20 protein-coding genes are annotated in these 21,427 nt (G+C 64.2%); 17 read left to right on the top strand and 3 right to left on the bottom strand.

The window, feature by feature from the left end; all coding sequences use genetic code 11:
* Positions 1 to 112: 112 nt before the first annotated feature.
* From CH283_RS20630 to nuoN, 14 genes are all read left to right on the top strand, one after another.
* Entirely contained in the window at positions 113 to 472 is a 360-nt protein-coding gene (locus CH283_RS20630; protein WP_032397854.1) for an NADH-quinone oxidoreductase subunit A, read from the top strand.
* Positions 473 to 544: 72 nt separating this feature from the next.
* Positions 545 to 1,099, top strand: a complete 555-nt coding sequence (locus tag CH283_RS20625; protein ID WP_068050739.1) for a NuoB/complex I 20 kDa subunit family protein — start codon at positions 545 to 547, stop codon at positions 1,097 to 1,099.
* Positions 1,096 to 1,758, top strand: a complete 663-nt coding sequence (locus CH283_RS20620; RefSeq protein ID WP_094642109.1) for an NADH-quinone oxidoreductase subunit C — start codon at positions 1,096 to 1,098, stop codon at positions 1,756 to 1,758. Before CH283_RS20625 ends, CH283_RS20620 begins: the two co-directional genes overlap by 4 nt.
* Positions 1,758 to 3,056, top strand: coding sequence for an NADH dehydrogenase (quinone) subunit D (gene nuoD / locus CH283_RS20615; RefSeq protein ID WP_094642107.1), 1,299 nt, complete (start codon positions 1,758 to 1,760; stop codon positions 3,054 to 3,056). Before CH283_RS20620 ends, nuoD begins: the two co-directional genes overlap by 1 nt.
* The gene (gene nuoE, locus CH283_RS20610; RefSeq protein WP_094642105.1) at positions 3,053 to 3,946 is read left to right on the top strand and encodes an NADH-quinone oxidoreductase subunit NuoE; all 894 of its coding nucleotides are present in this window, start codon (positions 3,053 to 3,055) and stop codon (positions 3,944 to 3,946) included. Before nuoD ends, nuoE begins: the two co-directional genes overlap by 4 nt.
* Position 3,947: 1 nt before the next feature.
* Entirely contained in the window at positions 3,948 to 5,249 is a 1,302-nt protein-coding gene (gene nuoF / locus CH283_RS20605) for an NADH-quinone oxidoreductase subunit NuoF (RefSeq protein WP_094642103.1), read from the top strand.
* Complete coding sequence (locus CH283_RS20600) at positions 5,246 to 7,747, top strand: NADH-quinone oxidoreductase subunit G (protein ID WP_094642101.1); 2,502 nt, start codon at positions 5,246 to 5,248, stop codon at positions 7,745 to 7,747. The genes nuoF and CH283_RS20600 overlap by 4 nt, the downstream gene beginning before the upstream one ends.
* On the top strand, positions 7,744 to 9,054 hold the full coding sequence (gene nuoH, locus CH283_RS20595; protein WP_094642099.1) for an NADH-quinone oxidoreductase subunit NuoH: 1,311 nt from the start codon (positions 7,744 to 7,746) through the stop codon (positions 9,052 to 9,054). The genes CH283_RS20600 and nuoH overlap by 4 nt, the downstream gene beginning before the upstream one ends.
* Complete coding sequence (nuoI, locus tag CH283_RS20590; protein WP_094642097.1) at positions 9,047 to 9,628, top strand: NADH-quinone oxidoreductase subunit NuoI; 582 nt, start codon at positions 9,047 to 9,049, stop codon at positions 9,626 to 9,628. Before nuoH ends, nuoI begins: the two co-directional genes overlap by 8 nt.
* Positions 9,625 to 10,386 carry an NADH-quinone oxidoreductase subunit J gene (locus CH283_RS20585; RefSeq protein ID WP_094642095.1) on the top strand — a complete coding sequence of 254 codons (762 nt, stop codon included), beginning with the start codon at positions 9,625 to 9,627 and terminating at the stop codon, positions 10,384 to 10,386. The genes nuoI and CH283_RS20585 overlap by 4 nt, the downstream gene beginning before the upstream one ends.
* The gene (gene nuoK / locus CH283_RS20580) at positions 10,383 to 10,682 is read left to right on the top strand and encodes an NADH-quinone oxidoreductase subunit NuoK (protein ID WP_008717020.1); all 300 of its coding nucleotides are present in this window, start codon (positions 10,383 to 10,385) and stop codon (positions 10,680 to 10,682) included. Before CH283_RS20585 ends, nuoK begins: the two co-directional genes overlap by 4 nt.
* A gap of 13 nt (positions 10,683 to 10,695) precedes the next feature.
* Positions 10,696 to 12,564: an NADH-quinone oxidoreductase subunit L gene (gene nuoL / locus CH283_RS20575; RefSeq protein WP_094642093.1), complete on the top strand. Its 1,869-nt coding sequence runs from the start codon at positions 10,696 to 10,698 to the stop codon at positions 12,562 to 12,564.
* A 35-nt stretch (positions 12,565 to 12,599) separates the two neighbouring features.
* A complete protein-coding gene (locus CH283_RS20570; protein ID WP_373557668.1) occupies positions 12,600 to 14,099 on the top strand; it encodes an NADH-quinone oxidoreductase subunit M in 1,500 nt (499 codons plus the stop codon).
* Entirely contained in the window at positions 14,096 to 15,658 is a 1,563-nt protein-coding gene (gene nuoN, locus CH283_RS20565) for an NADH-quinone oxidoreductase subunit NuoN (RefSeq protein WP_094642089.1), read from the top strand. The genes CH283_RS20570 and nuoN overlap by 4 nt, the downstream gene beginning before the upstream one ends.
* An 11-nt stretch (positions 15,659 to 15,669) precedes the next feature.
* On the opposite strand, the gene CH283_RS20560 is transcribed toward nuoN, so the two are convergent.
* Positions 15,670 to 16,149 carry a DUF4188 domain-containing protein gene (locus CH283_RS20560; RefSeq protein WP_094642087.1) on the bottom strand — a complete coding sequence of 160 codons (480 nt, stop codon included), beginning with the start codon at positions 16,147 to 16,149 and terminating at the stop codon, positions 15,670 to 15,672.
* Positions 16,150 to 16,225: 76 nt separating this feature from the next.
* Here CH283_RS20560 and CH283_RS20555 point away from each other — a divergent pair, with 76 nt between their 5' ends.
* On the top strand, positions 16,226 to 16,819 hold the full coding sequence (locus CH283_RS20555; RefSeq protein ID WP_068050726.1) for a TetR/AcrR family transcriptional regulator: 594 nt from the start codon (positions 16,226 to 16,228) through the stop codon (positions 16,817 to 16,819).
* On the opposite strand, the gene CH283_RS20550 is transcribed toward CH283_RS20555, so the two are convergent.
* Both CH283_RS20550 and CH283_RS20545 read right to left on the bottom strand, forming a co-directional pair.
* Positions 16,813 to 17,733 (bottom strand): YdcF family protein, encoded by a 921-nt coding sequence (locus tag CH283_RS20550; protein WP_094642085.1) that lies wholly within the window; start codon positions 17,731 to 17,733, stop codon positions 16,813 to 16,815. The genes CH283_RS20555 and CH283_RS20550 overlap by 7 nt on opposite strands.
* A 126-nt stretch (positions 17,734 to 17,859) precedes the next feature.
* The gene (locus CH283_RS20545; RefSeq protein WP_068050740.1) at positions 17,860 to 18,114 is read right to left on the bottom strand and encodes a hypothetical protein; all 255 of its coding nucleotides are present in this window, start codon (positions 18,112 to 18,114) and stop codon (positions 17,860 to 17,862) included.
* 279 nt (positions 18,115 to 18,393) lie between these two features.
* On the opposite strand from CH283_RS20545, the gene CH283_RS20540 reads away from it, so the two are divergent.
* Together CH283_RS20540 and CH283_RS20535 are read left to right on the top strand one after the other, a co-directional pair.
* Complete coding sequence (locus CH283_RS20540; RefSeq protein WP_373454832.1) at positions 18,394 to 19,884, top strand: aldehyde dehydrogenase family protein; 1,491 nt, start codon at positions 18,394 to 18,396, stop codon at positions 19,882 to 19,884.
* Positions 19,885 to 19,909: 25 nt separating this feature from the next.
* Complete coding sequence (locus CH283_RS20535; RefSeq protein ID WP_068050724.1) at positions 19,910 to 21,421, top strand: APC family permease; 1,512 nt, start codon at positions 19,910 to 19,912, stop codon at positions 21,419 to 21,421.
* Positions 21,422 to 21,427 lie beyond the last annotated feature (6 nt).

Below are 21,427 nucleotides of genomic sequence, written 5' to 3'. Positions count from 1 at the left end.
AATCCCGCGAGATCGACACCGAACCCATACTGTGTGGTTCAGGTCACATTGGTACGGCCGTCGCATTTACTACGCGCCGGCGCGGTAGTCGATCGAGGGAGCAGATGCCGGGATGAACGCCTACGTTCCGATCCTCGTTCTCGGTGCCATTGCGGTCGTGTTCGCGGTGTTCTCGGTGATGGTCGGCACCATGGTGGGACCCGCGCGGTACAACCGAGCGAAGTTCGACGCGTACGAGTGCGGAATCGAGCCCACGATGCATGCGCCGACGGGCCAACGATTTCCGGTGAAGTTCTACCTGACCGCGATGCTGTTCATCATCTTCGACATCGAGATCGTCTTCCTCTATCCGTGGGCAGTCCATCTCGATGTTCTGGGCGCGTTCGGACTGGTTGCCATGGCACTGTTCGTCGTCAACGTGTCGGTGGCCTACGTCTACGAGTGGCGGCGAGGCGGACTCGGATGGGACTGACGTCCAACCACTGATCGGCGACGGCACGATGCACGGTTCTCACCTCGAGTGGATGCGGAAAGAGTGTGATCGATGGGACTCGAAGAGAAGCTACCCAGCGGATTTCTGCTGACCACCGTAGAGGGGTTGGCCGGATACGCTCGTAAGGGCTCGTTGTGGCCCGCGACCTTCGGTCTCGCGTGCTGCGCGATCGAGATGATGGCCACCACCTCCGGTCGGTTCGATCTCGCGCGATTCGGCATGGAAGCGTTCCGTGCGTCTCCGCGACAGGCGGACCTGATGATCGTGGCAGGCCGTGTCAGCCAGAAGATGGCACCCGTGCTGCGGCAGGTGTACGACCAGATGGCGGAACCGAAATGGGTCCTGGCCATGGGCGTTTGCGCGTCCTCGGGCGGAATGTTCAACAACTATGCGGTGGTGCAGGGCGTCGACCACATCGTTCCCGTCGACATCTATCTACCCGGTTGTCCGCCCCGACCCGAGATGCTGCTCAACGCAATCTTGGAGCTCCACAAAAAGATTCAGCAGATGCCGCTGGGTGTCAATCGCGAGCAGGTGCGCGCGGCCGCCGAGGCTGCGGCGTTGGCGTCCACCCCGACCATCGATCTGAAGGGGCTGCTGCGATGACGGCGGACGGGCCCCGCGGGATGTTCGGCGTCCGGGGGAGCGGTGACACCTCCGGCTACGGCCGGTTGCAGCCGCCGGTGGCATCGGTGGACACGGCTGTCCGGCCCTACGGCAGCTACTTCGACGCCGTGGTCGATCGATTGGCCGCGGTGCTCGACACCGGTGACGCGGCCGTGCCGTTCGAGGACGCCGTCGAGCGTGCCGTGATCTTTCGCGACGAATTGACGCTGCATCTCTCGCGAGAACACGTGCCCGCCGTGGCCCGCGCTCTCCGTGACGACGAGGAACTGAGATTCGAATTGTGCACGGGGGCATCGGGTGTGCATTACCCGGATCAGGTCGGCCGGGAACTGCGCGCGGTCTACCATCTGGTGTCCATCACCCACGGACGCCGCCTGCGACTCGAAGTCGCTGTACCCGATGCGGATCCGCACACACCGTCGCTCTGCGCGGTCTATCCGACCAACGACTGGCACGAACGCGAGGTCTACGACTTCTTCGGCATCGTATTCGACGGTCATCCCGCACTGACGCGGATCGAGATGCCGGACGACTGGGTCGGGCACCCGCAACGCAAGGACTATCCCCTGGGCGGAATTCCCATCGAGTACAGGGGCGCTCGGGTCGCGCCTCCCAATGAGCGCAGGTCGTACAACTGATGAGCGCAACGGACGAAACCATCTATGCAGTGTCGGGCCAGGACTGGGACGACGTGGTCGAACTTGCGCGCGGGTCGACCACGGAACGCATCGTGGTCAACATGGGTCCGCAGCACCCGTCCACCCATGGTGTGCTGCGGTTGATTCTCGAGATCGAAGGCGAGACCGTCACCGAGGCCCGGTGTGGAATCGGCTACCTGCACACTGGTATCGAGAAGAATCTCGAGTATCGCAACTGGACTCAGGGCGTCACGTTCGTCACTCGGATGGACTATCTCTCGCCCTTCTTCAACGAGACCGCGTACTGCCTCGGGGTGGAGAAGCTGCTCGACATCACCGACGACATTCCCGAGCGCGCGACGGTGATTCGGGTGATGCTGATGGAGCTCAATCGGATCTCGTCGCACCTCGTGGCATTGGCCACGGGTGGAATGGAATTGGGTGCCGTGACGGCGATGCTGTTCGGCTTCCGGGAGCGCGAGCTGATTCTCGACGTCTTCGAGGCCATCACCGGACTTCGAATGAACCACGCCTACATCCGTCCCGGCGGCTTGTCTCAGGACCTGCCCGCCGATGCGATCGACAAGGTCCGCGAGTTGCTGCGGGTTCTTCCCGGACGGCTACGCGATCTCGAACTCATGCTCAACGACAACCCGATCTGGAAGGCCAGAACCGAGAACGTCGGCTACCTGGACCTCACCGGATGCATGGCCCTCGGCGTCACCGGGCCGGTGCTCCGATCGACCGGACTTCCCTACGATCTGCGCCGGTCCGACCCCTACTGCGGGTACGAGAACTACGAGTTCGATGTCGTCACCGACACCGGAAGCGACTGCTACGGGCGCTATCTGATTCGCGTCGAAGAGATGAAGGAATCGCTCAAGATCGTCGAGCAGACTCTCGATCGTCTTCGGCCCGGACCGGTGGTCATCGACGACAAGAAGATCGCCTGGCCGGCCGAACTCGTCTCCGGACCCGATGGTCTCGGCAATTCTCAGGACCACGTGCGCACCATCATGGACACCTCGATGGAGTCGTTGATCCACCATTTCAAATTGGTGACCGAGGGCATGCGTGTGCCGGCGGGCCAAGTGCTGTCCACGGTGGAATCGCCGCGAGGCGAACTGGGTGTGCACATCGTCAGTGACGGTGGAACTCGGCCGTACCGAGTGCATTTCAGAGACCCCTCGTTCACCAACCTGCAGGCGGTTGCCGCGATGTGCGAGGGCGGCATGATCTCCGATGTCATCGCTGCCGTCGCCAGTATCGATCCGGTGATGGGCGGGGTGGACCGATGACCACGCCACGCTCGGAGCCGGTGCTCGTCCAACTCGGAGCTCGCCCCGAGGAAGCAGTCCAGCTGGTCGGCCCCGACGCCCGTGCGTCCTATCCCGCCGACGTGCGTGCTCGCCTGCGCGCCGACGCCGAGATCATCCTGAGTCGTTATCCCCAGGCCCGATCGGCGTTGCTACCGCTGCTGCACCTGGTGCAATCCGAGGACGGATATCTCACGCCGGCCGGAATCGAATTCTGTTCGGACGTAATCGATCTCACCGGAGCAGAGGTCACCGCGGTCGCGACCTTCTACTCGATGTACCGCCGCGAGCCCACCGGAAACTATCGCGTCGGAGTGTGCACCAACACCCTGTGCGCCGTCATGGGCGGCGACGCCATCATGGACGCGCTGCGGGATCACCTCGATATCGACCACGGCGAGACCACCGCCGACGGTGCGATCACCCTCGAGCACATCGAGTGCAACGCCGCGTGCGACTTCGCACCGGTGATGATGGTCAACTGGGAGTTCTTCGACAACAGAACTCCGGCGTCGGCACGGGAACTGGTCGATGCGCTTCGATCCGGTGCGCAGGTGACCCCGACCCGCGGCGCTCCGCTGTGCACGTTCCGCGAGACCGAGCGAATTCTTGCCGGGTTCGCCGACGATCGGCTGGGTGCACTCGAATCCTCCGGCAGCGCAGGCGAAGCCAGTCTCGCGGGTCTGCGGTACGCCCGTGAGCACTCGATGACGGCTCCCCGGGCCGTCACCGGCTCTTCGGACGATCATCCCGATCTCGGTGCCGAAGCAGTGGCGGAAACGGTGCGCGAGAAACCGGCTCCGGCTCCTTCGGCGACCGTTCCACCGCAGCCGAACACCACCGAAACCGATCCACCGACGAAGGGGAAATGACATGGCCCTGACGCCGGTGCTGAGCGAGTTCTGGGGCGAGAAGGACTCGTGGACACTCGACACCTACCGCAGTCACGACGGCTATCGGGGGCTCGAGAAGGCCCTCGCCATGGACCCCGACGATCTCATCGCGTTCGTCAAGGACTCCGGCCTGCGCGGCCGTGGCGGGGCGGGATTCCCCACCGGAACGAAGTGGAGCTTCATTCCACAGGGTGACGGGAAAGCTCACTATCTGGTGGTCAACGCCGACGAGTCGGAGCCGGGCACCTGCAAGGACATGCCCTTGATGATGGCGAGCCCGCACACGTTGATCGAAGGAATCATCATCGCGGCCTACGCAATACGTGCATCGCACGCATTCGTCTACGTTCGCGGCGAAGTGGTACCGGTGCTGCGCAGACTGCAGGCCGCAGTTGCCGAGGCCTACGCCGCCGGCTACCTGGGCAAGAACCTCCTCGGATCGGGGTTCGACCTCGAGCTGGTGATCCATGCCGGGGCCGGGGCCTACATCTGCGGCGAGGAGACGGCGCTGCTCGACTCGCTGGAGGGGCGACGAGGTCAACCCCGACTGCGTCCACCGTTCCCCGCGGTGGCAGGCCTGTACGCGCGGCCGACGGTGGTCAACAACGTCGAATCCATCGCCAGCGTCCCGGTGATCCTGCGCAAGGGCATCGAATGGTTCCGGTCGATGGGAAGCGAGAAATCACCCGGGTTCACCCTCTACTCGATCTCCGGCCACGTGTGTCGGCCCGGCCAGTACGAGGCCCCGCTGGGCATCACCCTGCGGGAACTGCTGGACTACGCGGGCGGTATCCGGACCGGTCACGAGCTCAAGTTCTGGACACCGGGAGGATCGTCGACACCGATGTTCACCGGCGAACACCTGGACGTGCCGCTCGACTACGAGGGCGTCGGTGCCGCCGGATCGATGTTGGGTACCAAGGCCTTGCAGATCTTCGACGACACGACCTGCGTCGTGCGAGCAGTGTTGCGATGGACGGAGTTCTACGCTCACGAATCCTGCGGCAAATGCACGCCGTGCCGAGAAGGAACCTACTGGTTGGTGCAGATACTGCGCCGCCTCGACGGCGGAACCGGTACCGAAGCCGACCTCACGACACTGCTCGACATCGCGGACGGCATCGCCGGAAAATCGTTCTGCGCGTTGGGAGACGGAGCCGCAAGCCCGATCGTGTCCTCGCTGAAGTACTTCCGCGACGAATACATCCGACACGTCACCGAACAAGCATGCCCATTCGATCCGCATCGATCGACCCTGATGGCAGAGGAGCTGACGTCATGACGGCACAGACGGAGCAATCGGTCACTCCGGTCGACATGGTGACACTGACCATCGACGACCACGAGATCAGTGTTCCCAAGGGCACGTTGGTGATTCGCGCCGCCGAGCTGATGGGCGTGCAGATTCCGCGCTTCTGCGATCACCCGCTGCTCGATCCGGTGGGGGCGTGCCGGCAATGCCTGGTCGACGTCGAAGGGCAGCGCAAGCCGTTGGCGTCCTGCACCACGACAGTGGCCGAGGGCATGATCGTGCGCACCCAAGTGACATCGGAGTCGGCGGAGAAGGCGCAACGCGGCGTCATGGAGCTGCTGCTGATCAACCATCCGCTCGATTGCCCGGTGTGTGACAAGGGCGGTGAGTGTCCACTGCAGAACCAGGCGATGGCTGCGGGCAGGGCCGAGTCCAGGTTCGTCGAGACCAAACGCACGTACCCCAAGCCGATTCCGCTGTCGGCCGAGGTGTTGCTGGACCGCGAACGGTGCGTCCTGTGTGCGCGATGCACTCGTTTCGCAGCTCAAGTGGCCGGCGATCCGTCCATCGAGCTACTCGAACGTGGTGCGATTCAACAGGTGGGGATCTTCGGCGACGAGCCGTTCGACTCCTACTTCTCGGGTAACACCGTGCAGATCTGTCCGGTGGGTGCGCTGACCAACACCGAGTATCGGTTCCGGGCGCGCCCGTACGACCTCACCTCGTCGCCGAGCGTGTGCGAGCACTGCGCTGGGGGCTGTGCTCAACGCACGGACCATCGACGCGGCAAGGTCCTGCGACGGCTGGCCGGTGACGATCCCCAGGTCAACGAGGAATGGAACTGCGACAAGGGCCGGTGGGCATTCAAGTACGCCACCGAACCCGATCGCATCACCGCGCCGATGATCCGCGACGAATCCGGGGAGTTGATCGAAACGTCGTGGTCGGCTGCATTGGCGGCTGCGGCAACGGGATTGGCCGCATCGGTCGGACGTGCCGCAGTACTCGTGGGCGGACGATCGACTCTCGAAGACTCCTACGCCTATGCCAAGTTCGCCCGAACAGTGCTGCACACCAACGACATCGACTTCCGCAATCGGGATCACAGCGCCGAGGAAGCGAGTTTCCTGGCCGGTCGTATCGCGGCGGCCGGGTTGGGGGTCACCTACTCCGATCTCGAGAACGCCCCCGTGGTGCTGCTGGTCGGCTTCGAGCCCGAGGAAGAGTCACCCCTGGTTTTCCTGAGGCTGCGTAAGGCGCACCGCGCGAGCGCAGTGGTGGTGGCATCGATCGCGCCGTTCTCCTCCCGGGGCCTACGGAAGCTGGACGGCGTCCTGCTGCAATCGATTCCCGGCGACGAGCCGGGCTGGCTCGATGCGTTGCATGTCGGGGATCGCGGCACCGAATCGATTGCACATCTTCTCCGGGAGCCCGGTGCGATCGTTCTCGTGGGCGAGCGGCTCGGCTGCGTTCCCGGTGGTCTGGCGGCGGCATCGAAACTGGCGGATGACACCGGCGCGAGCCTGGCCTGGATTCCTCGACGCGCCGGCGAACGCGGTGCGCTCGACGCAGGGGCGGTGCCGAACGTCCTGCCCGGCGGGCGTCCTGTTGCCGATGCGGCTGCGCGCGCCGAGGTGGCCGCGGTGTGGGGAGTGCCCGAGTTGCCGGCGGAGGTGGGCCGTGACACGGCGGCGATCCTGGCCGACGCAGGAACGAATCGCGCTCTGGTCGCGGCGGGAATCGATCTCGACGATCTGCCGGACCCCCGGGAGGCACTCGACGCATTGGACCGATCGGCGTTCGTGGTGAGCCTCGAACTGCGCCACAGCGCGGTCACCGAGCGGGCCGACGTGGTGTTCCCGGTAGCACCGGTGGTCGACAAGTCGGGAACTTTCGTCGACTGGGAAGGACGGCCCCGTACGTTCGACACTGCACTCGGTGCAGGCGCGGTGATGCCGGATCAACGCATCCTCGACACCATCGCCGCGCAGATGGGCGTCGAACTGGCCGTGCCCGACGCGGCAGCGGCACGCGCCGAGATGGCTCGCCTCGGTGTGTGGCACGGCCCGCGCACCGCGGTGGCCCGGGTGGCACCCCGCGCGGACGTTCCGACCCTCGGTCCGGGGCAGGCGATTCTGGCCACATGGCGGATGCTCATCGATGCGGGACGAATGCAGGACGGGGAGGACAATCTCGCCGCGACCGGTCGCACACCCACCGTTCGGTTGTCGGCCGCAACGGCCTCGGCCATCGGAGCGGCGACCGGCGACCTGGTGAGTGTTGCGACGGACCGCGGCTCGATCACGTTGCCGCTGACGATCACCGATCTGCCCGACACCGTGGTGTGGATACCGATGAACTCGCCCGGTTCGACGGTGTATCGCTCGCTGGGGGTGCAGTCGGGCGCTGCGGTGAGTATTCGGCGTGGTTCTGCGGAACGACCCGGGGGTGCAGGAGTGGAGCCTGCGGAACGACCCGGGGGTGGGGGAGTGGAGTCTGCGGAACGACCCAAAGGTGGGCAGTCATGAACGTGGCCGCGCCGACCGATCTGTCGATGTTCGGCAACGATCCGTGGTGGCTGGTTGTCGGCAAGGCCCTGGCGGTCTTCGTGTTCCTGGTGTTGACGCCGCTGGTTGCGATCTACGCCGAACGCAAGATCATGGCGTGGATGCAGATGCGGGTGGGGCCGAACCGGGTGGGCCCGTGGGGGCTGTTGCAGTCTCTGATGGACGGGATCAAGCTGGCGTTGAAGGAGGGGATCACTCCGACCGGCGTCGACAAGCCGATTTACGTTCTGGCTCCGATCATTTCGGTGGTTCCTGCGTTCATGGCCTTCGCGGTGATTCCGTTCGGTCCCGAAGTGTCGGTGTTCGGTACGACGACGCCGCTGCAGATGACCGACCTGCCGGTGGGGGTTCTGTACATTCTCGCGGTCACGTCGGTGGGTGTGTACGGGATCGTGTTGGCGGGGTGGGCGTCGGGCTCGACGTACCCGCTGCTCGGTGCGCTGCGTTCGACGGCGCAGGTGATTTCCTACGAGGTCGCGATGGGCCTGTCGTTCGCGGCGGTCTTCCTGTACGCGGGCACTATGTCGACTTCCGGAATCGTTGCTGCGCAACAGAACACCTGGTACGTGTTTCTGCTGCTGCCGTCGTTCCTGGTGTACGTGACGGCGATGGTCGGCGAAACCAACCGCGCTCCGTTCGATCTGCCCGAGGCGGAGGGTGAGCTGGTGGGCGGATTCCACACGGAGTACTCGTCTCTCCGTTTCGCCATGTTCATGCTCGCCGAGTACATCAACATGGTCACCGTGTCGGCACTCGCGACCACGCTGTTCCTCGGTGGCTGGCAGGCTCCGATTCCGTTGAGTCTGTGGAGCGGTGCCAATTCGGGGTGGTGGCCGGTGCTGTGGTTCACCCTCAAGGTCTGGGTGTTCCTGTTCGTGTTCATCTGGCTGCGTTCGACGCTGCCGAGGCTGCGCTACGACCAGTTCATGAACTTCGGCTGGAAGATTCTCATTCCGGTTGCCCTGATCTGGGTCATGGTGATCGCGACGGTGCGGGTACTCGGGGCCGATCGGTACGACGTACCAGTGGTCACGTTCGGCGTGTCGATGATCTTCGCGGTGGCCGTGCTGGGTGCGTTGCTGCTGATGGTGCGCAGGCGTGCACGAGAACGGAACGTGCAGCCTGGTGTGCCTGTCGCCGAGTTCAATGCTGTGGCAGGCGGATTCCCGATACCTCCCATTCCCACGCAGGGCTCGACTTTTCCGAGCCGGCACGCCGGTGTGCGCTCACCCGCCGCCAGGTCACCGAAGGAGAACGCCGATGCCTGAATTTCTCGGTCCCATAGCCGGTTTCGGGGTCACCTTCGCGACGATGTTCAAGAAGGCCGAGACGGAGTTGTATCCGGAAGAGAAGAAGCCGACAGAGGTTCGCTACCACGGTCGTCATCAGCTCAATCGGTACGCCGACGGTCTCGAGAAGTGCATCGGCTGCGAGCTCTGCGCGTGGGCCTGCCCGGCCGACGCCATCTACGTCGAAGGGGCCGACAACACCGAGACCGAGAGGTTCTCTCCGGGTGAGCGCTACGGCGGGGTCTATCAGATCAATTACCTGCGGTGCATCGGGTGTGGATTGTGTGTGGAGGCCTGCCCGACCAGGGCTCTCACGATGACCAACGAGTACGAACTCGCCGGTGACAACCGAGCCGATCTGATCTACGAGAAGGACTCCCTGCTGGCTCCGCTCGAGCCGGACATGGTGGCCCCGCCGCACGCGATGGCTCCGGGCCGTTCGGCGGAGGACTACTACCGCGGCATCGTCACCGGCCAGGAGCCACCGGCCGTACCCGAGTCCGCAGCCGAACCCGAGTCACCAGCCGAACTCGAGGGTGGTTCGGTGCGATGAGTGCACAGGACGCTGCTGTGCAGCTCGCCCTCGAGGCCACGTCCACCGGTGAGGCCGTGCAGTTCTGGACCCTCGGCGTCGTAGCCGTCATCGGTGCGCTCGGCGTGGTGATGAGCACCAAAGCCGTCTACTCGGCATTGTTCCTCGCCGCCACGATGGTGGTGCTGGCGACCTTCTACATGGCGCAGGGGGCGTTGTTCCTCGGTGTCGTGCAGATCGTCGTCTACACCGGTGCGGTCATGATGCTGTTCCTGTTCGTGCTGATGCTCGTCGGAGTCGACACCTCGGAGTCGCTGACCGAAACCCTGCGCGGGCACCGCATCGCGGCCGTCGTCATCGGAATCGGTTTCGGGCTGTTGATCATCGGGGTGCTGCTGCGCGATTCGGTCCGGAACGGTCGGCTCGACTTCGCCGGTCTCGACGCCGTCAACTCCACCGGAAACGTCGAGGGCCTGGCCGAGCTGATCTTCGTCGAGTACGTGTGGGCGTTCGAGTTGACCGGGGCACTGCTGATCACTGCCACCATCGGGGCGATGATTCTGGCGCACCGGGAAGCTCTGGGGCCGGTCAAGGGACAGCGAGAAATGGCCCGGGATCGATTCCGCGATGGTTCGAGAGTGACACCGCTGCCGAGTCCAGGGGTGTACGCCCGCCACAACGGGGTGGATCGCCGCGCTCTGTTGCCCGACGGAACCGAATCCGAGTCCTCCGTCAATGCCATGTTCGCGGATCCTCGGATCGAGCGTGACGAGCGATGAATCCGGAGAACTATCTCTACCTGTCCGTTCTGCTGTTCACGATCGGCGCGGCAGGCGTGATAGTCAGGCGCAACGCCATCATCGTGTTCATGTGCATCGAATTGATGCTCAACGCAGTCAATCTCGCGTTCGTGACGTTCTCCCGAATGCACGGCAATCTCGACGGGCAGTTGTTCGCGTTCTTCACCATGGTGGTCGCCGCTGCCGAGGTGGTGGTGGGCCTGGCCATCATCATGGCCATCTTCCGTTCTCGTCGTTCTATCTCCATGGACGAGAATTCACTGATGAAGAACTGACGGGGGAACAACGATGTCGATCCTGTGGCTTCTTCCGGCTCTGCCGGCGTTCGGTGCGGCGTTCCTGTTGCTCGGTGGCCGGCGCTGCAACTCCTGGGGGCATCTGGTCGCGACGGCGGCAGCCGTGTCGTCTTTCGTGGTGGCCGCGGTGGTGTTCGCCTCGATGCTCGGGCGTGACGAGTCGAACAGGACGCTCACCCAGACCCTGTTCCGGTGGGTTCCGGTCGACGAACTGCAGGTCGACTTCGGTTTGCGCGCAGATCAACTGTCGATCTGTTTCGTCCTGCTGATCACCGGAGTCGGGTCGCTCATACACGTCTACTCCATCGGCTACATGAGCCACGACGCCGAGCGGCGGCGCTTCTTCGCGTACCTCAACCTGTTTCTCGCCGCCATGCTGCTGCTGGTTCTGGCCGACAACTTCCTGGGCCTCTACCTGGGGTGGGAGGGAGTCGGTTTGGCGTCGTACCTGCTGATCGGCTTCTGGCAGCACAAGCCGTCGGCTGCATCGGCTGCCCGAAAAGCGTTCGTGGTCAACCGAGTCGGTGACATCGGCCTGGCCGTTGCGCTGATGATCATGTTCGTGAACTTCGGCTCCGTCCAGTACGACGACGTGTTCGCCGGAATCGGCGAGGCGAGCGAATCGGTGGCCACCGCCATGGCGCTGATGTTGCTGTTGGCGGCGTGTGGAAAGTCGGCGCAGGTGCCGTTGCAATCGTGGCTCGGGGACGCCATGGAGGGCCCGACACCGGTGTCGGCACTGATTCACGCGGCCACGATGGTCACGGCCGGGGTGTATCTCATCGTTCGCTCCGGACCGGTGTTCGAGGCGTCGCCCACCGCCCGCGCGGCCACCGTCACCGTCGGTGCGGTCACCTTGCTGTTCGGTGCCGTCATCGGTTGTGCGAAGGACGACATCAAGAAGGCGCTCGCGGCATCGACGATGAGTCAGATCGGGTACATGGTGCTCGCAGCCGGGCTCGGCCCCTCCGGTTACGCCTACGCCATCGTGCTGTTGATCTCGCACGGCTTCTTCAAAGCGGGCTTGTTCCTGGGCGCGGGCTCGGTGATGCACGCGATGAACGACGAGACCGACATGCGACAGTTCGGTGGACTCCGCGCCGCGATGCCGATCACGTTCGTCACGTTCGGCCTCGGCTATCTCGCGATCATCGGACTGCCGCCGTTCTCCGGCTTCTTCGCCAAGGATCCGATCATCGAGGTCGCATTCGCCGCGGAGGGAGTGGCAGGTCCGATTCTCGGCTGCGTGACATTGCTCGGTGCAGGGCTGACGGCCTTCTACATGACTCGGGTGATGCTGTTGACGTTCTTCGGTCCGAAACGCTGGTCCGCGCAGGCACATCCGCACGAGGCGACGGCGACGATGACCGTCCCGATGATCGTGTTGGCCGTCGGCTCGGTGGCGTCGGGAGCCTTCCTCGCGGTGGGTGGGCGCCTCGAGGCATGGTTGGAACCGGTGGTGGGATCGGAACACGAGGAGCACGCGATTCCGGCCTGGGTGGTCACCGTCGCGGTCCTGGTGGTCGTGCTGGTGGGTGCGAGCATCGCGTACCGCAAGTACATCGCGAACGAGGTTCCGCCGACACCACCCGAGGATGTCTCGCCCCTGACCCGAGCTGCACGTGCCGATCTCTACGGAGATGCCGTCAACGAGGCGGCATTCATGCGGCCAGGGCAGACACTCACGCGCGCACTGGTGCACGCAGACAACGGTATCGACGCCGTCGTGGACGGGGTGGGGAGCTCGATCGGTGGCGCATCGACGCGGTCCGGGCGGCTGCAGACGGGCTATGTGCGGTCGTACGCGCTGGCGATGTTCGCGGGAGCCGTTCTCGTGGTACTGATGGTGGTGGCTCTGTGACGACTCCCTGGTTGACCGTCCTGTGGGTACTCCCGATGCTCGGTGCGATCGTCGTCGCCCTGGTGCCCGCCGCTCGCCCGACCGTCGCGCGCAGTGTCGCAGTGGGTTTCGCTGCCGGAACACTGGCCGTGTCGGTCGCCCTGGCAGTGTCGTTCGACTCCGGTGGTGATCGGTACCAATTCGTCGAAGACCATTCGTGGATAGCGGCTTTCGGTGCGCGGTACACCCTCGGACTCGATGGAATCGGCCTGGTCCTGGTGTTGCTCACCACCGTTCTCACGCCCTTGCTGCTCGTCGCGGGCTGGTACGACGGCAGTCGCGTCGCGAATTACGGCTCCCGTCGGGTGTCGCACACGTACATGGCGTTGATCCTGGTGGTCGAGTCGATGGTGCTCGTGTCGTTCCTCGCGTTGGACGTGTTGTTGTTCTACATCTTCTTCGAGGCGATGCTGATTCCGATGTACTTCCTCATCGGTGGTTTCGGGGGAGTGCATCGAACGCGCGCCGCGGTGAAGTTCCTGTTGTACAACCTGTTCGGCGGTCTGGTCATGTTGGCGGCCGTCATCGGCCTGTACGTGGTGACCGCGCGACCCGACGGGCCTTTCGACGGCGGGACATTCGATCTGCGCGCGATCGCCGACGCGGCGGCATCGGGCGGACTCGGTGTGGATCCGACGGTTCTGAACGCACTGTTCCTCGGCTTCATGTTCGCGTTCGCTATCAAGGCACCTTTGTGGCCGTTCCACTCGTGGCTACCCGACGCCGCAGTGCAGTCCACACCCGCCACCGCGGTGCTGATGATGTCGGTGGTGGACAAGGTGGGCACGTTCGCGATGCTGCGGTTCTGTCTCGAACTGTTCCCCGGCTCGTCGCAGACGTTCGCGCCGTGGATCATCACACTCGCAGTCATCGGCATCGTCTACGGCGCGATACTGGCGATCGGCCAGACCGACATGATGAGACTGATTGCCTACACGTCGATTTCACACTTCGGATTCATCATCCTCGGGATCTTCGCCATGACCGGTCAGAGTCAGGCCGGTGCCACGCTGTACATGGTCAACCACGGAATCTCCACGGCCGCACTGTTCTTGATCGCAGGCTTCCTCGTGTCGCGTCGAGGATCACGAGCGATCGCCGACTACGGCGGTGTGCAGAAGGTGGCACCGGTGCTCGCCGGAACGTTCCTGATCTCGGGACTCGCCACGCTCTCGCTACCCGGCCTCGCCCCGTTCGTGAGCGAATTCCTCGTGCTGATCGGCACGTTCGGTCGATACGGAGTCGCCGCGACAGTGGCCGCCGGAGCCCTCGTGCTGTCGGCGATCTACATACTGTGGCTCTACCAACGCGTCATGACCGGGCCGGTCCGGGAGGGCAACGTGACGGTGCCCGATCTCGTTCGCCGCGAACTGGCCGTGGTGGTGCCGTTGATCGCGTTGCTGATCGTGCTCGGTGTGTATCCGAAACCTGCGCTCGATGTCATCACCCCGGCAGTGCAATCCTCGATCGTCGACAGTTCAGGAGGTCAGCGATGACCACACCCGAGGTGCAGTACGGTCTGCTGGCACCGATGCTGATCGTGTTCTCGGTCGCAGTTCTCGGTGTTCTCGTCGAGGCGTTCGTGCCGCTGCGGGCCCGTCGGATCACGCATGTGGGTCTCGCTCTCGCGGGACTGGTGGCGGCGCTGGCGGCCATCCTGGGTCTGGCAGGCACCGAGGCGTCGGCGATGTCCGGCGCGGTCGCGATCGACGGTCCGACGCTGTTTCTGCAGGGAACCATTGTGCTGGTGTCGATTCCGGCGATCGCGCTGTTGGCGGAGCGCACCGTTGCAGTCACCGGGGCCGGTGCCGAGCGTCGCATCGATTCGTTCACGCCGCAGGCATCGACCACTCCGGGCAGCGTGGCGGAGAAGGAGGCGATAGACGCTGGCGTCGCCCAGACCGAGGTGTTTCCTCTGGCGATGTTCGCGATCGGCGGCATGTTGCTGTTTCCGGCGTCCACGGATCTGTTGACGATGTTCGTGGCGCTGGAGGTGTTGTCGTTGCCGCTGTATCTGCTCTGCGGACTGGCCCGACGACGTCGGTTGCTCTCGCAGGAAGCTGCCCTCAAATACTTTCTGCTGGGCGCGTTCTCGTCCGCGTTCTTCCTGTTCGGGGTTGCCTTCCTGTACGGGTACGCCGGAACCGTTCGGTTGGACGGCATCGCCGACGCCATCGCGGTGGACGGTCAGGGCAGATCGCTCGCGCTGATCGGAACCGCCCTGCTCGCGGTGGGTCTGTTGTTCAAGGTCGGTGCTGTGCCGTTTCATTCGTGGATTCCCGACGTCTACCAGGGTGCCCCCACTCCGGTGACAGCTCTGATGGCCACGGTGACCAAGGTCGCGGCGTTCGGTGCGATTCTTCGCATCTTCGGGGTTGCGCTTCCCGGTCTCGAATCGAGTTGGCGGCCGATGCTGTGGGTCGTGGCGATCGCAACCATGGTGCTGGGTTCCGTTGTCGCGGTGACGCAGACCGATGTCAAACGGATGCTGGCGTACTCGTCCGTCGCGCACACCGGATTCATTCTTACCGGAGTGACGGCACTGGGTGATTCGGGTGATGTGGGTGATGCCGGTGTGTCGGCCACGATGTTCTATCTGCTGGCCTACGCCTTCAGCACTCTCGGAGGGTTCGCGATCATCGGGTTGGCGCGCGACGAGCGCGGTGAAGTGAGTGATCTGGATCGGTGGGCCGGAATCGGTCGTCGGTCACCGCTGGTGGCGGCCGTGTTCGGGTTGTTCCTGCTCTCGTTCGCCGGCATTCCGCTCACCAGTGGATTCATCGGCAAGTTCGCGGTGTTCAGCGCTGCCTCGGGCGCTGGGGGAGCGGCACTGGTCGTGGTCGGAGTGGTGTGCAGCGCGATTGCAGCGTTCTTCTACGTGCGGGTGATCGTGCTGATGTTCTTCACCGATCCAGGAGAGCGGACCGCCACGATCGTGCGGCCGACGGCGTCGGTGTCGTGCGCGATCGGGGTCTCGGTGGTGGTCACCGTGGCCCTCGGAGTCTTCCCGCAGCCCGTTCTCGACCTGGCTGCGCGTGCCGGGAACTTCCTGTAACCGTCGAGCTGTTACTGCGCAGACTTCATTCGCTGCTTCCATGTGTGCGAGCCGGTACCGACCGGGAGTCCACCGATGGCTCCCGCGAGTCCGAACGCAGGCATGTTGACGTAGATCGCCTCACTGTTCTGTGCTGTCGCGGTATAGGTTTCGTGCCACACTCCGACGTGGCGGGTTGCGGCTACCGATCGATTGAAGGCGCGCCAGGCGGGTGCATGTGGTGCGTCGGGGTCGGAGGCGAACCTGGTGAGATCCTCGGCGTTGCGCCAATAACTGACCAGCATGGTGGTGCGTCCCAACCACGAGTGGTAGCCGAGCAGCCCGGATGCGGGATCCCGCTCGAGATGGCCGAGCATCCGCGGCATCGCCCGCACCGCAGGTAACCAGGAGCGAACGGCAAGGGGATTGTTCATGCGCATTCCGATGAGGAAGACCGTGACGGTGTCTCGTTCGGATTCGACCGTGGTGCGGCCGTCGATGATGGTTGGCATGACTTGTTCCCGTCCGTTCGAGGATCGAAGCGTTGTGTGACACTGTTATAAAACACCGTTGTGGTAGGTTTCGCAAGTGGCGAGACCAAGAATTCACGACGCCGAGTTGCGGACCCGGCTACTCGAGGCCGCGGCGGAAACCGTTGCGCAGCAGGGCGTCGACTCGTTGTCACTACGTAAACTCGCGGCTGCGCAGAGCACCTCGACCACCGCCATCTACTCACTGTTCGGTGGTCGCGCCGAGCTGCTCGTGGCACTGTTCGCCACGTCGTTCTCGAGCTTCGGGGACGCTCAGCGCGAGGTTCCGGTCACCGGCGATCCCGAGGTCGATCTGCGTGCACTGGCTATCGCGTACCGAGACTGGGCGCTACGCAATCCGCATCTGTACGCGGTGATGTTCGGCGGAGTGCTCGGTTCGATCGATGTATCCGACGAGGCGCAACTCGCATCCGCGGCGATGGACCCGCTTCGGGCGGCGGTGGCACGCGCCGTTGCGGACGGCATCATGGCCGGGGCGCCGGTCGAGTTGATCAGCCACTCGTTCTGGGCGATCGTGCACGGTCTGGTGTCGTTGGAACTGGCGATGCCGACGAACTCCGACGACGAGACCCGTCGTGCGATGTTCGAAGCCGGAACGGAGTCGGTGCTGCGAGGGTGGACGCGTCAGTAGGTGCGCGGGATCCCGAGGATCTTGGTGGCATCGACGGTCATGCCCAACCGTGCCGTCGGAGCGAGTGCAGGCAGATCCGGAAGATCGTCGGGAGTTGCTGTCGCAGCGCCGATCACGTCACCGCCCGCGATCTCGAAGTCGGAGATTGCTCGTCGAAGATGACTGGGGGTCGTCGCCAGCACGAGATCGTCGACGCCGATCTCGGCGGCCAGTGCGGTAGCGCGCTGTGCGTTCTGCACAGTCGAATTCGCGGTCGATTCGATGTGAATGCGGTCGGCCGCGATGCCTTCCTCGACGAGCCATCGCTGCATCGCCTCGGCCTCGGTGACGCCGCTATGCGGATTTCCGCCGGTGACGATGATGGGGGAATCGGGGGAGCGCTCCGCCGCGGCGACGGCCGAGCGCAGACGCTCCACCAACTCCGGGGTCGTGCTGCCGTCGCCGTTCAGGCCCACACCGAGTACCACGATCGCGGTGCGGGGTCCGTCGGTGATCGGGTCGAAGTCGATTGTCTCCGTAGCGGCTTCGTCGATGACGGCGATGGCCCGGTCGACTGCATCGGCGAGGGTGGGAGACAGCGTGTGCAGACGAGCCGAGTGTTGCGCACGCGCATCGGTGTCGGCGGTCGCGTTGGCATAGAACGTCTGCAGCGCTGCCACGTTGGCGTCGTCCGGGGCGGCGAGTGCGAGTGCGTCGAGGGCAGCGAAACCGTCGTCGTAGCGACCCTTCACCAAGGCGTCCTGCGCGCTGTTGTACTGATCTGCGTCGGCCGAGCGGACCGTCTCGGCGGCGGTTGCCGGGGCCGACGCCTCGGGATCGGCCACTGCCGTGAACGAGCCGAAACCGACGGCGAGGGCAGCGGCACAGGACACGACGGCAACGCGAACGGTCGGGTGTCCTCGGCCTTGTCGCACTGCTGACGTCCTTCCGAACGGTGACGGGTTTCCGCCACCCTAGCTCAGTTCGGTGCCTGTGTGACTGGAGTGAGCAGAGTTGTTCGAGTTACATGAATGTACTTCTGAGCAGGGATTGTCCTGCCCTCACATCGTGACAGGGGCGCGTCCGCGATCGGCGGGTTCGATGGTCACCTCGGCATCGGGAAGGAACACCCGTTCGGTCGTCGTGGTTCCGTCGACGCCGTCGGTCACCGTCACCGCCACGCTCTCGGCAACCTGGCCCGCGCTCTCGATGAACCCGGTCGCGACACCCTCCTCTATGAGCAGGTGATCACCCACCAGGAGAAGAAGCTCGTCCGCCGTCACCGTTCGTCTGCCGCCCACATCTTCGATAGTCATGAATCCCAGCGTAATGCGCTGCGCTGCACTGTGCTGTTGCATGTCCGACACAGTGCCGTCGGATGTTCGACAATCGCAGCAGGAAAAGGGCGGAGGCCAATGCCTCTCGGCGGGGAGGACGGTATGTTCGCGCATCGGTCCGCGGGAAGACGAGGTTCACGAACGGATCGACGGGACCGCCGGGCGCTGAGGGCATAGCGTAGACACACGACCCGACCCCCCCATACGGAAGAAGGTGTTTCGGTGACCGACTCCGATGCAGGATTCGACCCGACCGCGCTGCGGCCCTCGTTGTTCGTCGATGGGCAGTGGCAGGGATCCGGTGACGGCGGAACCCGAGACATCGTGAACCCCGCGGACGGCAGCACGGTCGCCGTCGTGGACGAGGCAACTCCGGACGACGCTCTGCGCGCGGTGGCCTCGGCGCGGGCGGCGTTCGACGACGGGCCGTGGCGGTCGGTGACGGTGGGTGAGCGCAGCAATCTGTTGAATCGCATCGCAGATCTGCTCCAGAGAGACAAGGCCGAGCTCGCGCGTATCGAGACTCTCGATACCGGAAAGACGTTCGGCGAGAGTGAAATCGACATAGACGACGTGACGTCGGTCTTCCGCTTCTACGCCGATCTCGCAGTGGTCGAGGCCGATCGTCTGATCGACGTGGACCGACCCGAAATCATCAGCCGAGTGGTGCACGAACCGATCGGCGTCTGCGTCATGATCGCGCCGTGGAACTATCCGCTGCTGCAGATCTCGTGGAAGATCGCCCCGGCGTTGGCGGCCGGCTGCACGATGGTGCTCAAGCCGAGCGAGGTGACTCCGCTCAGCACCATCGCGTTCACCAAGTTGGTGGAAGAAGCCGGAGTGCCGGCCGGTGTGGTCAACCTGCTGCAGGGTAGCGGCGCGGTTCTCGGGGACGCGCTCACCAGGAACCGCGACGTCGACTTCATTTCCTTCACCGGTGGGCTGGCGACAGGTAGGCACATCTTGGCCGCGGCGGCCGAGAACGTCACCAAGGTGGCCGTCGAGCTCGGTGGCAAGAATCCACATATCGTGTTCGCCGACGCGGTGGCCGACGATCAGGCATTCGCCGACTCGGTCGACAACGTCCTGACCGGAGTCTTTCTGCATTCGGGTCAGGTGTGTTCGGCAGGCACCCGACTCATCATCGAAGAATCGGTCGCCGACCGTTTCGTTGCTGCCGTTGCCGAACGTGCGAAGACCATCGTGATCGGCCCGGGTATGGACCCGGCCAGCGAGACCGGACCGCTGGTGTCGCAGGCTCAGCGAGAGAAGATCGCAGCCTTCGTCGCGGGCGGAATCGAAGAGGGTGCGACGTTGGTCATCGGTGGCACCGAACCGGACAATCCGGAACTCGATGCCGGTAGCTACTTTCTGCCCACGATTTTCGACCATTGCGATCGGTCGATGAATATCGTGCAGGAGGAGACATTCGGGCCCATACTCACTGTGGAACGCTTCGACACCGAGGCCGAAGCACTCCTGCTGGGTAACGATACGAATTACGGTCTCGCCGCGGGAGTTCGGACATCCGACGCCGCGCGAGGCGAAAGAATGGTGCGTGGGCTTCGCCATGGAACGGTGTGGCTCAACGACTTCGGTGTCTACACCGCGGCCGCAGAATGGGGCGGTTTCAAGCAATCCGGTAACGGCCGTGAACTCGGTCCGTCCGGAATGTCCGAATATCAAGAGGCGAAGCATATTTGGCACAACACCTCGCCCACGGCGGCGGGGTGGTTCGGCACCCGATAACGAAAAGATCGGAAAGGCCAGGCGCATGGCACTACTGAACGACAGTTCGAGCGGAATGGACGACTTCGGCTACAAGGAGTCACTCGATCGAAGCCTCGGCAAATTCGCCAGCTTCGCTGCGGGCGTCAGCTACATCTCCATTCTCACCGGTACGTTCCAGCTGTTCTATTTCGGATTCGGTGCGGCCGGACCGGCGTATCTGTGGTCGTGGCCTGCAGTGTTCGTCGGTCAGCTATGCGTGGCACTGTGCTTCATGGAACTGGCCGCGAAGTATCCGGTAGCGGGTTCGGTGTACAACTGGGCGAAGTTGTTGGGCCGCAGAATCGTCGGATGGTCTGCGGGCTGGTTGATGCTGACGGCCTCGATCGTGACGCTGTCCGCCGTGGCGCTGGCATTGCAGCTGAATCTGCCCCGTATCTGGAGCGGATTCCAGATCATCGGTGACGGTTCCGGAGCCAGTGATTTCGCGGCCAACGCGGTGCTGCTCGGTGCGATCCTCATCGCCATCACCACGACGATCAATGCGCTCGGGGTCCGGCTGATGGCGATGATCAACAGCGCAGGAGTGTTCATCGAGCTCATCGCGGCCGTGTTGATCGCGATTCTGCTCGCGGCCAACATCAACCGCGGCCCCGAGGTGTTCTTCTCCACCAACGGCTACGGTGCCGGTGAGAGCGGCGGGTACCTCGGAGCCTTCCTGGTGGCGTCGTTGGCGTCGGGCTACGTGATGTACGGCTTCGACACTGCGAGCTCGCTCGGAGAGGAGACCGTCGAACCCCGGCGTACCGCGCCGAAGGCGATCCTGCGCGCCATCCTCGCGTCGTTCGTCATCGGTGGAGCCATCCTGGTGTTCGCCGTCATGGCCGCGCCCGATCTGGACGATCCGTCGCTCGGCAGCCCGGACGGTAGCTTGCAGTCCATCGTCGAAGCCGTGATGTGGGGCCCACTGGGCACCGTCTTCCTCATCTGCATCGTCATCGCGGTCTTCGTCTGCTCGCTGGCGGTGCACACCGCGGCGATCCGGCTCACGTTCGCCATGGCGCGAGACAACGCGTTGCCCTTCGGCGAGAGTCTGGCCAAGGTGAACCCGAAGACCCAGACCCCGGTGGTGCCCGCAGTGACCATCGGCGTGCTGGCCATCGTCATTCTCGTCGTCAACATCGGTCAGCCGCAGATCTTCACCGTCCTCACGTCGATCGCGATCATCATGATCTACCTCGCGTATCTGATGGTCACCGGGCCGCTGTTGGTCAAGCGAATCAAGGGTGAGTGGCCGCCGGAGGACCTGAAGCCCGGCGGGTACTTCACGATGGGCAGGTGGGGCCTGCCGGTGAACATCGCGGCAGTGGTGTGGGGCGCCGGGATGGCGATCAACCTCGCCTGGCCGCGCGAGGCCGTGTACGGAACCCCCTGGTACAACACGTTCGGTGCGTTCGTCTACATCGGCGGCATTCTGGGCGTCGGCCTGCTGTGGTACGCAGTCAAGGGACGCAAGCACATCGGCACTCTGAAATCACATGCCTCCACGGGCGACTAGAAGGAG

The organism is Rhodococcus sp. 05-2254-2 (assembly GCF_002259095.1).
Lineage (GTDB): Bacteria > Actinomycetota > Actinomycetes > Mycobacteriales > Mycobacteriaceae > Rhodococcoides.
This window is presented reverse-complemented; position numbering and strand designations above follow the sequence as displayed.